This window comes from Mesorhizobium sp. M0772, assembly GCF_040320135.1.
Classification (GTDB): Bacteria; Pseudomonadota; Alphaproteobacteria; order Rhizobiales; family Rhizobiaceae; genus Mesorhizobium.
The window spans coordinates 1-13,317 of the sequence record NZ_JAMYPB010000049.1 but is presented as its reverse complement, the minus strand read 5'-3'; the positions used below and the strand labels follow the sequence as shown (position 1 = coordinate 13,317).

The window sequence follows — 13,317 nt, the reverse complement described above, 5'->3', positions numbered from 1 at the left end:
CGACCACCAGTTCAGCGCTGCAGATAGTCTTCCATCCGCGCAGTCCATTTGGTGTCGAATTCCGCAATATGCCGCTGTGCTACGCTCGAGTTCAGCAGCGTCGAGAGCGCGGTCACGGCGATCGGGTCCAGGTCGGGCGGCTCCGTGTAGCCAAGCGCCGCCAGCCGTTGAGCCCATGATGGATGGGTGGACTTTGCGTCATCCGGGCTTGCCCACGCCTTGCGGGCGCAAACATCGAGGCAAATGGGTTCTCGCAGCTGGCCGGCAGCTTCCAGCATGCGCTCGAGCGGCGGTCGCGGCGGACGCAAAGCACCTCGCAATTCATGCTACAAAGGGTCATAGACCGTCTCCGTGAAATGCACGTCTGCCGTGGCAAGAAGCAACAGCGCGCGTGCGGCGTGCTCGGCGTCGCCGGAGGATGCCGCGTGTCGATCTGCCTTAATCTCCGCTTCGCGCGAAAGCCGGATTTCTTCCCGCTCGAACGATTGCGACAGCCAGCCGATAGCGGCGTGGAGCAGGCTGCCTGTGATCGTGGTTCCGGGCGCGGCATACTCGAAGACAAATCCGAAACCGTTTTCGAACTCAGCGAGATTGAGGCTGCCATTGGTATCCTTGTTGCGCACATGCGCGTCCTCATGGGCAAGGATCGCGGCAAGCGCTCTTTCATCGGTCACTGCGAGGAGAGGGATGCCAATGGTTAGAAACAGCCGATTGCCGAGAAGGCCGAGAAGCGTGCGCTCTTCGCGCACGCTGGCGTTCAGGTTGCCCTCTAGTATGACAACCGTGCGCGCAGCACGGCGCGGTCCGGCGACGCTCCGCCACAGCGCCCACAGGCCGGGCGCTTCTGCTTCACTGACGCCTTTGATCTTGCTGCGTCGGAAGCCCGCAAACAATGTGCCGAACAGAAATGCCAAGGCCGTGGTGGCGATCGGCATGGCGACAAAGCCGCTGGCGATAAACCAGATCGGATGGTTGTCGAGCAGGGACATCCAGACGCAGAAGATGACGAGAGCGGGAACAACGAAAAACAGGACCGTGAACCTGCCAAACCGCCGACCGGCGCTGATGATCAGTCGCGTCATTGGATGTTACAACGGAATGTTATCGTGCTTCTTCCAGGGATTCTGCATGTCCTTGTTGCGCAGCATGCGCAGTGCCCGGGCAATGCGGCGGCGGGTCGAATGCGGCATGATCACCTCGTCGACATAGCCGCGTTCGGCGGCGACGAAGGGCGACAGGAAGCGGTCTTCGTAAGCCTTTGTGTGAGCTGCGATCTTTTCGGCGTCGCCAATATCCTTGCGGTAGATGATCTCGACCGCGCCTCTCGCCCCCATCACCGCGATCTGCGCCGTCGGCCAGGCATAGTTCATATCGCCGCGCAGATGTTTTGAGGCCATCACGTCATAGGCGCCGCCATAGGCTTTGCGGGTGATGACGGTGATTTTCGGCACGGTTGCCTCGGCGTAGGCAAACAAGAGCTTGGCGCCGTGCTTGATCAGTCCGCCATATTCCTGCGCGGTGCCGGGCAGGAAGCCGGGGACGTCGACGAAGGTGACGATGGGAATGGAAAAACAGTCGCAGAAGCGCACGAAGCGCGCCGCCTTGCGGCTTGCGTCGGAATCGAGCACGCCGGCCAGCACCATCGGCTGGTTGGCGACGAAGCCGACGGTACGGCCCTCGACGCGGCCAAACCCGGTGACGATGTTCTTGGCGAAGTTCTGCTGGACCTCGAAGAAGTCGCCTTCGTCGGCAACTTTGAGGATCAACTCCTTGATATCATAGGGCTTGTTGGCGTTGTCCGGGATCAGCCGGTCGAGCGACAGATCATGGTCGGTGACCGATTGATAGCATTCGACCTCCGGAAGCTCCGACGTGTTGGACGCCGGCAGCAGATCGACCAGCCGGCGCATCTGCAACAGCGCCTCGACGTCATTGTCGTAGGCGCCATCGGCGATCGAGGATTTGGTCGTGTGGACGGACGCGCCGCCAAGGCTCTCGGCCGTCACCGTCTCGTTGGTTACGGTCTTCACCACATCCGGCCCGGTGACGAACATATAAGAGGTGTCGCGCACCATGAAGATGAAGTCGGTCATCGCAGGCGAATAGACGTCGCCGCCGGCGCACGGCCCCATGATCACGGAAATCTGCGGTATGACGCCGGAGGCCAGCACGTTGCGCTGAAAGATCTCGGCATAGCCGCCAAGCGCCGCCACGCCTTCCTGGATGCGGGCGCCTCCGGCATCGTAGAGACCGATGATCGGCGCGCGGTTGCGCAACGCCATCTCTTGCACCTTGATGACCTTTTCGGCATGCGCCTCCGACAGCGAGCCGCCGAAGACGGTAAAGTCCTTGGCGAAGAGATAGACCGGACGGCCATTGACCGTGCCCCAGCCGGTGACGACGCCATCGCCTGCGATCTTGGTCTTCTCCATGCCGAAATCGGTCGAGCGATGCTCGACATACATGTCGAACTCCTCGAACGAGCCTTCGTCGAGAAAGACCTCGATACGTTCGCGCGCCGTCAGCTTGCCCTTCTTGTGCTGGGCGTCGATGCGGGTCTGGCCGCCGCCCATGCGGGCGATCTCGCGGCGGCGCTCGAGTTCCTTCAGCACATCCTTCATCGCTCGGTCTCCAGAAATGGAAGCTGCATTTGTGGTAATGATGCCTGCAGGCGTGTGCAAGCGCCGCTTTCGGCCTCGATTATTGCGCTGCAACATGTGGCCCCTTGTATTCCGGAGCGAACTCAGCCATATGCAGCCCATAGGCGCTTGGGCCGGAGATTCCGGCCTTCTCGACAAATGAGACTGGTTGCGTCTGTTTTCCCTCTTTCCGGTATATCGGCCCCTCTTTCCGATACATCACGAAGTGGCGAAAGAGTCCCGTGGCATGACGCCTGCGGGCACGACAGCGCAGCCGAGTGGACGTTTCCGTCCGCCCGCCTTGTCGTTTCATATCAAATTTTCGACGGCAGGTTGCGCCCTGCCGCCATCGATATTTGCGGCCAAGACCGCGTGAAAGAAGACTATTTTGACCAACGAAAACACCTCAGCCGGTAACGCTATCTCGACCGGCAACACTGCGGAGCTCACCGGTTTCGCAGCCCTTGGAATTACGGGCGCGCTGCTCAAGGCGACGCATGGCGCCGGCTTCACCGAGCCGAAGCCGATCCAGACGCAGGCGATCCCGCCGCAGATGGAAGGCCGTGATATCTTCGGCATCGCCCAGACCGGCTCCGGCAAGACCGCTGCCTTCGCGCTGCCGATCCTGTCGAAGATCATCGCGCTCGGCACCAAGCGCCGAGCCAAGACCACTCGTGCGCTGATCCTGGCGCCGACGCGCGAACTCGCCGTCCAGATCGAGGACACCATCAAGATCCTCGCCAAGGGCGCGCATGTCTCGACCGCTCTCGTGCTTGGCGGCGTCTCGCGCTTCAGCCAGGTGAAGAAGGTCGCTCCCGGCGTCGACATCCTGATCGCCACGCCCGGCCGCCTGACCGACCTGGTGCGCGAGGGCGACTTGATTCTCTCCGACACCAAATGGCTGGTGCTGGACGAGGGCGACCGCATGCTCGATATGGGCTTCATCAACGATGTCAAGCGGATCGCCAAGGCGACCGCGCCCGACCGTCAGACGGTGCTGTTCTCGGCCACCATGCCCAACGAAATCGCCGAGCTGGCGAAGGGCCTGTTGAAGAACCCGATCCGCGTCGAAGTCGCGCCGCAGAGCACCGCTGCTGCCGAAATCGTGCAGGGCGTTGTCTTTGCCCGCACAAAGCAGAAGCGCCAGGTGCTGTCGACGATGCTCGCCGACGAAGCGATGAAGTCCGTCATCATCTTTTCGCGCACCAAACATGGCGCCGACCGGGTGACCAAGGACCTCGAACGCGACGGCTTCAAGGCCGCCGTCATCCACGGCAACAAGTCGCAGAACGCCCGCCAGAAGGCGCTCAACGATTTCCGCGAGGGCTCGGTGCGCATTCTCGTGGCTACCGACATCGCGGCGCGCGGCATCGACGTCCCCGGCATCAGCCATGTGGTGAATTTCGATCTGCCGGATGAGGCCGAAAGCTATGTCCACCGCATCGGCCGTACCGGCCGTAACGGCATGGACGGCATCGCCATCACGCTTTGCGATCCTTCCGAAAACAGCAAGCTGCGTCAGGTCGAGCGCATCATCCGCAGCAAGCTGCCGATCGTTGCCGACCATCTCGGCAGCCCCGATCCGGTGCGCAATCCGGCCGAAAAGAACGAGCGCTTCGAGCCCGCCAATGATCGCAACGACCGCAATGGCCGTCGCGACGGCAGGCGGCCCGGTGGCCAGAACAACGGCTTCGCCAAGAAGCGTTTTGGTGACAAGCCGGCTTTTGCGGGTGCAAGCGAGCGCAAGCCGGAAGGCGCCAAGGCCTTCAAGGGCAACAACAAGCGCCGCTTCGGCGGCAAGCGGCCCGCGGCGCGGGCTGCGTGATCAGACGAACCGGTCAGGCTCGTCGAGCCTGGCTTGATTGCTGACGATTGTATATGAGGACGGCCGGGGCAATGCTTCGGCCGTCCTTTTCGTTTAGGGCTGCGCGGTAATTGCCTTCACCCACACGACGATCCGCTGCGCCAGGAAAGCCGTGGTCGAGGGCGACAGCGCGTCGCCGGCAATGACGTGGTCGTCGGGATCGCCATTGTCGTCGACGGGCACCAGTTCATGCGGTGCGCCCCAGCGGCCGGCGATTTCGCGGGTGCGATCCTGGCGCACCACCTTGTCGGAATCCGAGAAGATGAACAGCGCCGGTATGGTTGCCTTCTCCACAGGCGCTGCGTAGGCAAGGTTGGTCAGCGCCGCCATCGGTAGCACGGCTGCCATTGGATATGTGTGCGTCCAGAGTTTCTCGTGCAGCGCGTTGCGGGTCGGAAAGCTGCGCTCCTTGCCGCCGACGAACTCGGCGATCTGCCTGCCCCAGGGCATGATCAGCAGCTCGGCGCCTGAAGCCCTGATGCCGAAATTCGGCGAGATGAATGCGATTGCAGCGACGCCGTCCGATGCGCCAGGCTCGGTCGCCGCCCATGCCGCCAGCGAGCCACCGGTCGAGGTGCCGACGACGATGACTTTGTCACCGATGGCCCGGCCGATGGCGAGCGCCTCCTCATAGTCGTTGATCCAGGCATTGACGCTGCCTTGCGCCATAGCAGCGCCGTCCTGACCATGACCGGTGAGGCGGGTGTAGAAAAGGTTGGCGTCGAGTTGGTCGGCGACCTCGTCGGCCAGCGGGCGAACCTCGCCCTTCGATGCCGAAAAGCCATGGATATAGACGATCGCCAATGGCGTCCTGGCGTGAACCATCGGATCGGCCCAGATGATTTCTTTCTCGAGGGCGTCGCGGATATTGGGGACGGCAGCCTCTTCGCGCGCGACATACGCTTGCGGGTCGTCGCCGATCACTTTGTCATCGAAATGGATCGTGGTGTCGACGGGAACGCGCGGACCAAGCAGGAAGGCCAGGACAAGGATCATGACGACGCCCAGCACCGCAAGCACGATCCGCCGCCCCATCTCAGACTCCACGACAATTCTAAAGCTATGGCGGCCGGTGCAGTCAGGCAACAGCCGGGCTATGGACAGCTATTGGTTCGGCGGCTTGCGGTCGAAATTCAGCGGCCGCCCTGTCCAGCGGGTCGCCGTGCTGATGAACCACCGGCAGACTGGCCTTGGCAGCAGTGCCAGCAGCTTCAGCCCCCAGCTCAGCCGGTGAGGGAAGGTGACCTCGAAGCCGCCATGCTCGATGCCGCGCAGCATGCGGCGCGAGGCGCGGTTGACCGGCATCAGTCCCGGCATCGGCAGCATGTTCTTTTCGGTCAGCGGCGTGTCGATGAAGCCCGGATTCATCACCTGGATGCGTACATTCATCTTGTCGAAATCGTATTTCAGCGACTCGGCCAAGATGTTGATCGCCGCCTTCGAGCCGCCATAGGCCGCCGTGGTCGGCCAGCCGAAATAGGCGGTGACCGACCCGACAAGCACGATATGGCCGCGCGCACGGATGCGCATGCGCTCCATGAGCGGGACGAGGCCATTGATGATACCGAAATAGTTGACCTCGAAGGTCTGGCGAAAGTCGCGGACCCTGAGGTCTTCGCCGGGCGTGGCGATGTAGTTGCCGGCGTTGAAGACGGCGAGCACGATCGGCCCGAGCTCCTTTTCAATCGCCGCCACCGTGCTTGCCATGCGCGGCTCATCGGTGACGTCGCAAGGGTAGGCGGCGACACGTCCCGGCATCTGCGCCGTCTCGACGATGAGCGCGTCGAGTGGGTCGCCGTCGAGTGCGGTGACCGCGACGACAAAGCCCTTTGCCGCGAGGTCCTTTGCCAGCGCACGGCCGATGCCGCTGCTGCCGCCGGTTATCCAGGCGACGCCGTGCTTCGGGTTGGCCCGGTAAAGTGTCATTCTGCGCCCTGCCGATCTGTCATTAGTGCTCTAGCGGTGAAAAAATCGAATGAAAAGAGCGCTTTTCCGTACTGGTTGAAATGATCGCCATCACGCGTTGTCCGGCCGCGGGAGATTGCAGTGCCCGAAATGCGACTGGACCAGGCGAATTCTTACCTTGAAACGCACGCTTCGGGTTTCTAGGGTCTCGCCGCAGCTACATAAGGAATCCCGGATGCCCCGTTCTGTGATCGAAGCGATCGGCAACACGCCCCTGATCCGCCTCAACAAGGCCTCGGAGCAGACCGGCTGCGAGATCCTGGGCAAGGCCGAGTTCATGAACCCCGGCCAGTCGGTCAAGGATCGCGCAGGCCTGTTCATCATCCGCGACGCCGAACAGCGCGGGCTGTTGAAGCCGGGCGGGGTCATCGTCGAAGGCACGGCAGGCAATACCGGCATTGGCCTGACGCTGGTTGCCAAGGCGCTGGGCTATCGCACAGTGATCGTCATTCCCGACACCCAGAGCCAGGAAAAGAAGGACACGATCAAGCTGCTTGGCGCCGAGCTGATCGAAGTGCCGGCGGTGCCTTACAAGAACCCCAACAACTACGTGAAACTGTCGGGGCGGCTAGCCGAGCAGATGGCGAGGTCGGAGCCGAACGGCGCGATCTGGGCCAACCAGTTCGACAACGTTGCCAATCGCGACGGCCATATCCGCACCACGGCGGAAGAAATCTGGACGCAGACCGGCGGCAAGGTCGACGGTTTCGTCTCGGCGGTGGGTTCGGGCGGAACGCTGGCCGGCGTCGCCTTCGGGCTGAAGGCCAGGAGCAGCAACGTCAAGATCGCGCTCGCCGATCCGCTGGGTGCGGCGCTCTATTCCTTCTACACCAGTGGCGAATTGAAGTCCGACGGCAGCTCGATCACCGAAGGGATAGGGCAGGGGCGCATCACGGCAAATCTCGATGGGTTCACGCCGGACTTCTCGTTCCAGGTGCCGGACGAGGAAGCGCTGCCGATCGTCTTCGAGCTGATCCAGGAAGAAGGCCTGTGCGTCGGCGGTTCGACCGGCATCAACATTGCCGGCGCGATACGGCTGGCGCGCGAGCTTGGCCCCGGCCACACCATCGTGACCATCCTTGCCGACTATGGCACGCGCTACCAGTCGAAGCTGTTCAACCCGGAATTCCTGCGCGAGAAGAACCTGCCGGTGCCGGGCTGGATGGATGAGCGCAGCACAATTTCGGTGCCGTATGAGAAGGTCGCCTGATGGCGCACAGAACAGAAGCGCTGTTTCGCGACGACGCCTATCTCAGAGCGGCTGACGCCACTGTTGTCGCCATCAACGAGCGCGGCGGCATCATTCTCGACCGGACCATCTTCTATGCCACATCGGGCGGCCAGCCTGGCGATACCGGCACATTAGAGCGCGCCGACGGCAGCCGCATCGCCATTGCCGCCACCATCACGGGCGAGACCAAGGACGAGATCATCCATGTGCCGGCGCCGGAGCAACCGGCACCCGAGGTCGGCGAGCAGGTGAAACTCGCCATCAACTGGGAGCGGCGGCATCTCCTGATGCGCATGCACGCAGCTTGCCATTTGCTCACCGTCGTCTGTCCGTTTCCGATTACCGGTGCTGCGGTTTCCGAAGATGACAGCCGCGTCGACTTCGACGCTCCCGATGCCGGCTTCACCAGGGAAGACGTCACCGCCGGGCTGATGGAACTGGTGCGAGCCGATCATCCGATCTTCGTCAGGCTGATCACCGACGAGGAACTGGCAGCCAATCCTGGCCTGGTGAAATCCAAGAATGTCCGGCCGCCCGCCGGCACCGGCAAGATCCGCCTGGTCTGCATCGGCGACAACGCTTCGATCGACAGCCAGCCCTGCGGCGGCTCCCATGTCAAAAGCACCGGCGAAGTCGGTGAAATCCATATCGGCAAGATCGAGAAGAAGGGCCGCGAAAACCGGCGTTTTCGCATTCGCTTCGGACCAATGCCGGTAGCTTGAACGAACCATGATCCCGAAAAGTGGAAGCCGGTTTTCGGGGAAGATCATGGTCAACAGGAAGCAATGCTTCGCCAAGGCGGAGCAGGAGAAGAACAATGGCCGACGACAGCCCTTTCACCGTCGATGCGGACTGGTTGCAGAGCCGTCTTGGCGAGCCCGGCCTGACGATCGTCGATGCATCCTGGTATCTGCCGGCGCAGAAGCGCGATGCGCGCGCCGAGTATGAGGCTGCGCATATTCCGGGTGCGCGATTCTTCGATCATGATGCGGCCTCCGATCCTGATGCCAAGCTGCCGCACACGCTGCCCTCGCCACAGCATTTCGCGCAATATGTAGGCGCCATGGGAATTTCGGCCGATGACACCATTGTCGTCTATGACGGTCCGGGTTTCTTCTCGGCGCCGCGCGCCTGGTGGATGTTCCGCGTCATGGGCGTGTTCCAGGTCTATGTGCTCGACGGCGGCTTCGACCGCTGGAAGGCGGCGGGCCGGCCGGTGACGGCGGAGCCGACCAAGATCGCGCCGAATGTGTTTCATGCCGATTTCGATGCCGCTCGCGTCGCCAGCCTTGCCGACATGCGCCGCATCGTCGAGACTGGCGAGAGCCAGATTGCGGACGCCCGAGGCGCGGGCCGCTTCACCGGCGCCGAGCCAGAGCCCCGCGCGGGTGTTCGCTCCGGCCACATGCCCGGCGCGCACAATTTGCCTTATTCGGCGCTGTCACAGGATGGCGCGCTGTTGTCGAAGGACCAGTTGCGCCAGGCCGTTGAGGATGCCGGTATCGATCTGTCGAAACCGGTCGTCACCTCTTGCGGTTCCGGCATAACTGCGGCTGTGGTCACTCTGGCGCTGGAGACGCTCAGTCACACCGACAACCGACTCTATGACGGCTCATGGACGGAATGGGGCGGGCTGGCAGACACGCCCGTGGTGACGGGCAAGGGATGATGGAGATGGAAAATGGCGCGCTGGACGACATCGAGGTTACGGTCACGTTTCTGGAAATGCATGTGCCGCCGGCCTATTCGCCGCCGTTGCCCTACAACAGGCAGATCGCGCTGCTCAGGACCAAGGACATTCCGCTGCATTTCTACCGCTATCTGATGGATCGGGTCGGACGCAAATGGCACTGGGTCAATGTGCTGAGGCTGGACGATGACGAGCTTGCCGCCGGCATCCACCGCGAGGACCGCGACATCAGGGTGCTTTATCTCGACGGCGCGCCGGCCGGGTTCTTCGACCTCAAGCCGCATTTGCCAGAGGAAGTCGAACTCGCTTATTTCGGCATGATGGAACATGCGACCGGGCAAGGCATCGGCCGTTGGTTCCTCGGTGCGGCGATCGCCGCAGCATGGTCGTATGGGCCGAAACGGGTAACGGTGCAGACCTGCACGCTCGACCATCCGGCTGCCTTGCCGCTCTACCAGAAGCTCGGTTTTGCGCCGGTGGCGCAAAAGAAGGAGACCGTGCATCCGCTGTCGTTCGCCGAGCGCTCGGCCAGCGTCATGCGGCCGTGACTTTCTCCGACTGAAGGCCGAACCGACCGTTCATGGCGAGGAATTCCTGCTCGTGCGGACCCAGGACGAGAACTGGCGCAGGCGCCGGGTGACGCTGCGCCGCTTCGACGATTTCATCCGCTGAGCCGGCGCGGGACCTGCCCAATGCCGAAGCAGTCCGGCCTGAGACTGGCCGGGCTGCTGACAGTTGACAGGAATCGGGTGGGAAGCACCTCGGCGGGGGCCATAATTTCCGGTCAACCACACCGGAGATTTAGCCATGACCGTCCAGTTCAAAGCCTTGCCGACAGAAGAAGTGAGAGCGCTGCAGCGCGGCGGGCCGGACGCCTACGGGCAAACGCCGGAGCGGAAGGTTTCAGATGGCGACGGGGTGCCGTGCCGGCATTGCCTGAGAAACGTCGCCGAAGGCGATTACTATCTGATCATGGCCTATCGGCCGTTTCCGGCGTTGCAGCCTTACGCCGAGACAGGACCGATCTTCCTGCATGCGCAGGAATGCGAACGCGCAGCCGAGACGGAAGCGCTTCCAGAGATGCTTGACAGCAGCGACTATATCGTGCGCGGCTATGGTGCGGATGACCGCATCGTCTATGGCAGCGGCGGCGTCATTCCAACTGGCGGCATTGCGGCGCGGGCAGAGACGCTGTTTGAGCGCGCTGACATCGTCTATGTCCACGTCCGCTCGGCGCGCAACAATTGTTATCAGTGCCGCATCGAGCGTTTCTGACAAAAAGATGCCCGCCGGTGGTCTGGCGGGCAGTTGGGAACCGTGTGACGGCTCGATCCGTCAAGTTGGCAGCTCTGTCTGCGCATGCTTTTCGAATGGCGGATGTGAAGCACTTCACACAGCATCGCGATTGTCGCCGGCATGGCGACTCACGCCGATGCCGGTTGGGACTTGTCGTACTCCCGTCGCATTCTCGCGCTAAAAACCAGCGTCGATGGATTGCCGACCGCGGATGAACCGGCGGGGATCTCGACGACCGAGGAAGCGGGGCTTTGGCTCCGCTTTTTTGTTGTCCGCCAGCCTGTTCAATTCCGACGTCAGGAATTTTGCGCAAAGAAAAAGCCCGCCGGAATTGACCGACGGGCCTTCGCCGTGTGTGTGTGCGGCGTTTAGTTGAATTTATACTTGGCGCCGACGCGAACGGTCTGGAAGGAAGGCTCGTCGGTGAGGAAGCCGTCTGAACCGAAATCCTCTTTCTCATACTGCGAATAGCGGTATTCGAGACCAAGCGTCATGTTGCTGGAAACGGCCGTTTCCAGGCCGCCGCCGACCGAGAAGCCGCTCGAGCCCCAGTCGATGATGTCGCCAACGGGCGAGGAGGCATGCAGGTCGAAATGCTGCCAGCTGTAACCGCCGAGGACATAGGCCAGCGTCGATTCGTTGACCTTGGCGCCGATGCGGGCCAGGGCATCGAAGCCATAGTCCGCATCGCCTTTGATCGACCCACCCGGAATGTCCAGCTTCGAGCGTATGCCGGAATAGCGGGCGTCGACCAGAACGCCGGCGACCCAGCCGCCGAAATCATGGTCGTAACCGATGCTCGCCTCGCCGAACACGCCTTCGCCGCCGATGCCATCCAATTCGAGGGCGCTGGCGAGCGTCAGGTCATGCACCACGGTGCCGGCGCCAAGCGCGCCGCCGACATAGAAGCCGGTCCAGTTGTAGGTCGGAGCAGCAAACGAGGCACCGCCGCCATTCTGGGCGCCGAAGCGGTAGTTGGCCGCGATGTGGAAGGTGTGGCTGGACGGCTCGACATCCAGAGAGGTTCCCGGGCCGCCGATAATGCCGAGGTCAGCCACCGAGTCGTCGCCATAGTTGGCGTAGCGGTACTCGGTCTTAATCGTCCAGTTGCCGCGCAGCACGGTTTCCAAGCCAACGCCGACGACATAGCCGCCACGGTTCTCCGTGAAATCAAGACCGTCGGCAAAGCCCGAACCCTCGAGCTTGAAATGGTTCCAAGTGTAGCCGCCGAGCACATAGCCGAGCGTATCGGGGTTCAAGAGATAGCCGGCGCGCAAGCCGACGTCGAAGCCATAAGCGTTCGTCAGGTCGATATCAGCGCCCGGAAGGCTGATCGACGGACCGATATTCCCGATGTTGGCGTCGATGAAGCCGCCAAGCAGGAAGCGCTCGGAGACCATATAGTCGTAGCCGGCGGTGATTTCGCCAAACACGCCGTTGCCGCCGATCCCGTTGAAGTCGATCACCGGGTCGACGCTGATGCGATGCACGGTGGCGCCGAAGCCGCCGCCGATGCCGACATAGGCGCCGCTCCAGTTGAAACCGGCAGGTTCTTCCACCGGCTGCACAACATCGGCGGCATGCGCTACCGATATCAAAGCCATTGCCGAAACGGCCCCGAGAAGAACGGATTTAGCAGAGATGAACATTTTAGCCCCTTAGCATAAGAACAAACCCGTCCGTGTTCTAACAGGACGCTCGCCAATATTGGAATGACAAAAATGCCACATCGGCAGGCAAAAGCACCGCCAAGCCGGGCCGTTTCGCCGTGATGTTGCCTTAGAGGCCGCAATTTGTGAGCACGCGGCCAATAAAAAACCCTCCGGCGCAACCGGCGGGTGAGGGAGGCAGAACTGCTTGAGTCGATTAAGGCGTCTGGTCAGGCAGCCAGAACCACTTTCGGTTCGACCAGCTCATAGCCGAGTGCTTCGGCGACGGCGCGATTGGTGATCTTGCCCCTGTGGACATTGAGGCCGTTGCGCAAATGGTGGTCGTCGACCAGCGCCTTCAGGCCCTTGTCGGCCAGCTGCAGGCCATAATGCAGCGTCGCGTTGTTGAGCGCGTGCGCCGAGGTCACCGGCACGGCGCCCGGCATGTTGGCGACGCAGTAATGGATCACGCCGTCGACCTCATAGGTCGGCTCGGCATGGGTGGTGGCGTGCGAAGTCTCGAAGCAGCCGCCCTGGTCGATAGCGACGTCGACCAGCACCGAGCCCTTCTTCATGCCCGACAGCATTTCGCGAGTGACCAGCTTGGGTGCAGCAGCACCCGGGATGAGCACGGCGCCGACGACGATGTCGGCCGAGAAGCATTCTTCCTCAAGCGCCTCGACTGTGGAGTAGCGGGTGTGGACGCGGCCGGTAAAGAGGTCGTCCAGCTGGCGCAGGCGCGGGATCGAGCGGTCGATGATGGTGACGTCGGCGCCGAGGCCGACCGCCATGCGGGCGGCATGCAGGCCGACGACGCCGCCGCCGAGCACCGTGACCTTGCCGGGCAGTACGCCGGGCACGCCGCCGAGCAGCACGCCGCGGCCACCATTGGACTTCTGCAGCGCGGTCGCGGCGGCGGCGGTCGACCCACGGGCCCGCCCAGTCAGGAAAACCGGCAACCCCGGGCCGCCGCCGCGGGGGGG

13 protein-coding genes and 1 pseudogene are annotated in these 13,317 nt (G+C 62.6%); 7 read left to right on the top strand and 7 right to left on the bottom strand.

The window, feature by feature from the left end:
- Positions 1 to 11 precede the first annotated feature (11 nt).
- From NKI06_RS25140 to NKI06_RS25130, 3 genes are all read right to left on the bottom strand, one after another.
- Positions 12 to 278, bottom strand: coding sequence for a hypothetical protein (locus NKI06_RS25140; RefSeq protein WP_352987530.1), 267 nt, complete (start codon positions 276 to 278; stop codon positions 12 to 14).
- 48 nt (positions 279 to 326) lie between these two features.
- Positions 327 to 935, bottom strand: a complete 609-nt coding sequence (locus NKI06_RS25135) for a M48 family metallopeptidase (RefSeq protein WP_352987529.1) — start codon at positions 933 to 935, stop codon at positions 327 to 329.
- 153 nt (positions 936 to 1,088) lie between these two features.
- Complete coding sequence (locus tag NKI06_RS25130; protein ID WP_352987528.1) at positions 1,089 to 2,621, bottom strand: acyl-CoA carboxylase subunit beta; 1,533 nt, start codon at positions 2,619 to 2,621, stop codon at positions 1,089 to 1,091.
- A gap of 406 nt (positions 2,622 to 3,027) precedes the next feature.
- On the opposite strand from NKI06_RS25130, the gene NKI06_RS25125 reads away from it, so the two are divergent.
- The gene (locus NKI06_RS25125) at positions 3,028 to 4,464 is read left to right on the top strand and encodes a DEAD/DEAH box helicase (protein WP_031246530.1); all 1,437 of its coding nucleotides are present in this window, start codon (positions 3,028 to 3,030) and stop codon (positions 4,462 to 4,464) included.
- 93 nt (positions 4,465 to 4,557) lie between these two features.
- Here NKI06_RS25125 and NKI06_RS25120 read toward each other — a convergent pair whose 3' ends face one another.
- Both NKI06_RS25120 and NKI06_RS25115 read right to left on the bottom strand, forming a co-directional pair.
- Positions 4,558 to 5,538: an alpha/beta hydrolase gene (locus NKI06_RS25120; RefSeq protein ID WP_352987527.1), complete on the bottom strand. Its 981-nt coding sequence runs from the start codon at positions 5,536 to 5,538 to the stop codon at positions 4,558 to 4,560.
- Between the two features lie 69 nt (positions 5,539 to 5,607).
- Positions 5,608 to 6,429 (bottom strand): SDR family oxidoreductase, encoded by an 822-nt coding sequence (locus NKI06_RS25115; protein WP_352987526.1) that lies wholly within the window; start codon positions 6,427 to 6,429, stop codon positions 5,608 to 5,610.
- A gap of 214 nt (positions 6,430 to 6,643) precedes the next feature.
- Between NKI06_RS25115 and NKI06_RS25110 the strand changes: the two genes are divergently transcribed.
- The 6 genes and pseudogenes from NKI06_RS25110 (at position 6,644) to NKI06_RS25085 (ending at position 10,664) form a co-directional block, all read left to right on the top strand.
- The gene (locus NKI06_RS25110) at positions 6,644 to 7,678 is read left to right on the top strand and encodes a cysteine synthase A (RefSeq protein WP_352546036.1); all 1,035 of its coding nucleotides are present in this window, start codon (positions 6,644 to 6,646) and stop codon (positions 7,676 to 7,678) included.
- Positions 7,678 to 8,421 carry an alanyl-tRNA editing protein gene (locus tag NKI06_RS25105; protein ID WP_352987525.1) on the top strand — a complete coding sequence of 248 codons (744 nt, stop codon included), beginning with the start codon at positions 7,678 to 7,680 and terminating at the stop codon, positions 8,419 to 8,421. The genes NKI06_RS25110 and NKI06_RS25105 overlap by 1 nt, the downstream gene beginning before the upstream one ends.
- Positions 8,422 to 8,516: 95 nt before the next feature.
- Entirely contained in the window at positions 8,517 to 9,368 is an 852-nt protein-coding gene (gene sseA, locus NKI06_RS25100; protein ID WP_352987524.1) for a 3-mercaptopyruvate sulfurtransferase, read from the top strand.
- A gap of 5 nt (positions 9,369 to 9,373) precedes the next feature.
- Complete coding sequence (locus tag NKI06_RS25095; protein WP_023682574.1) at positions 9,374 to 9,937, top strand: GNAT family N-acetyltransferase; 564 nt, start codon at positions 9,374 to 9,376, stop codon at positions 9,935 to 9,937.
- 19 nt (positions 9,938 to 9,956) lie between these two features.
- Positions 9,957 to 10,061 (top strand): annotated as a pseudogene (locus NKI06_RS25090) (OmpA family protein); the annotation flags it as partial.
- Positions 10,062 to 10,196: 135 nt separating this feature from the next.
- Complete coding sequence (locus NKI06_RS25085) at positions 10,197 to 10,664, top strand: DUF1203 domain-containing protein (protein ID WP_352987523.1); 468 nt, start codon at positions 10,197 to 10,199, stop codon at positions 10,662 to 10,664.
- Between the two features lie 389 nt (positions 10,665 to 11,053).
- Here NKI06_RS25085 and NKI06_RS25080 read toward each other — a convergent pair whose 3' ends face one another.
- Positions 11,054 to 12,289: an outer membrane protein gene (locus NKI06_RS25080; RefSeq protein WP_352987522.1), complete on the bottom strand. Its 1,236-nt coding sequence runs from the start codon at positions 12,287 to 12,289 to the stop codon at positions 11,054 to 11,056.
- A 275-nt stretch (positions 12,290 to 12,564) separates the two neighbouring features.
- The coding region (locus NKI06_RS25075; RefSeq protein WP_352987521.1) for an alanine dehydrogenase at positions 12,565 to 13,317 on the bottom strand (753 nt) is incomplete at its 5' end.

Bases quoted from the DNA above. Each gene is read 5' to 3' on its own strand.
- NKI06_RS25140 (WP_352987530.1), bottom strand. From the start codon at position 278: ATGCTGGAAGCTGCCGGCCAGCTGCGAGAACCCATTTGCCTCGATGTT.
- NKI06_RS25135 (WP_352987529.1), bottom strand. From the start codon at position 935: ATGCCGATCGCCACCACGGCCTTGGCATTTCTGTTCGGCACATTGTTT.
- NKI06_RS25130 (WP_352987528.1), bottom strand. From the start codon at position 2,621: ATGAAGGATGTGCTGAAGGAACTCGAGCGCCGCCGCGAGATCGCCCGC.
- NKI06_RS25120 (WP_352987527.1), bottom strand. From the start codon at position 5,538: ATGGGGCGGCGGATCGTGCTTGCGGTGCTGGGCGTCGTCATGATCCTT.
- NKI06_RS25115 (WP_352987526.1), bottom strand. From the start codon at position 6,429: ATGACACTTTACCGGGCCAACCCGAAGCACGGCGTCGCCTGGATAACC.
- NKI06_RS25110 (WP_352546036.1), top strand. From the start codon at position 6,644: ATGCCCCGTTCTGTGATCGAAGCGATCGGCAACACGCCCCTGATCCGC.
- NKI06_RS25105 (WP_352987525.1), top strand. From the start codon at position 7,678: ATGGCGCACAGAACAGAAGCGCTGTTTCGCGACGACGCCTATCTCAGA.
- sseA (WP_352987524.1), top strand. From the start codon at position 8,517: ATGGCCGACGACAGCCCTTTCACCGTCGATGCGGACTGGTTGCAGAGC.
- NKI06_RS25095 (WP_023682574.1), top strand. From the start codon at position 9,374: ATGGAAAATGGCGCGCTGGACGACATCGAGGTTACGGTCACGTTTCTG.
- NKI06_RS25085 (WP_352987523.1), top strand. From the start codon at position 10,197: ATGACCGTCCAGTTCAAAGCCTTGCCGACAGAAGAAGTGAGAGCGCTG.
- NKI06_RS25080 (WP_352987522.1), bottom strand. From the start codon at position 12,289: ATGGCTTTGATATCGGTAGCGCATGCCGCCGATGTTGTGCAGCCGGTG.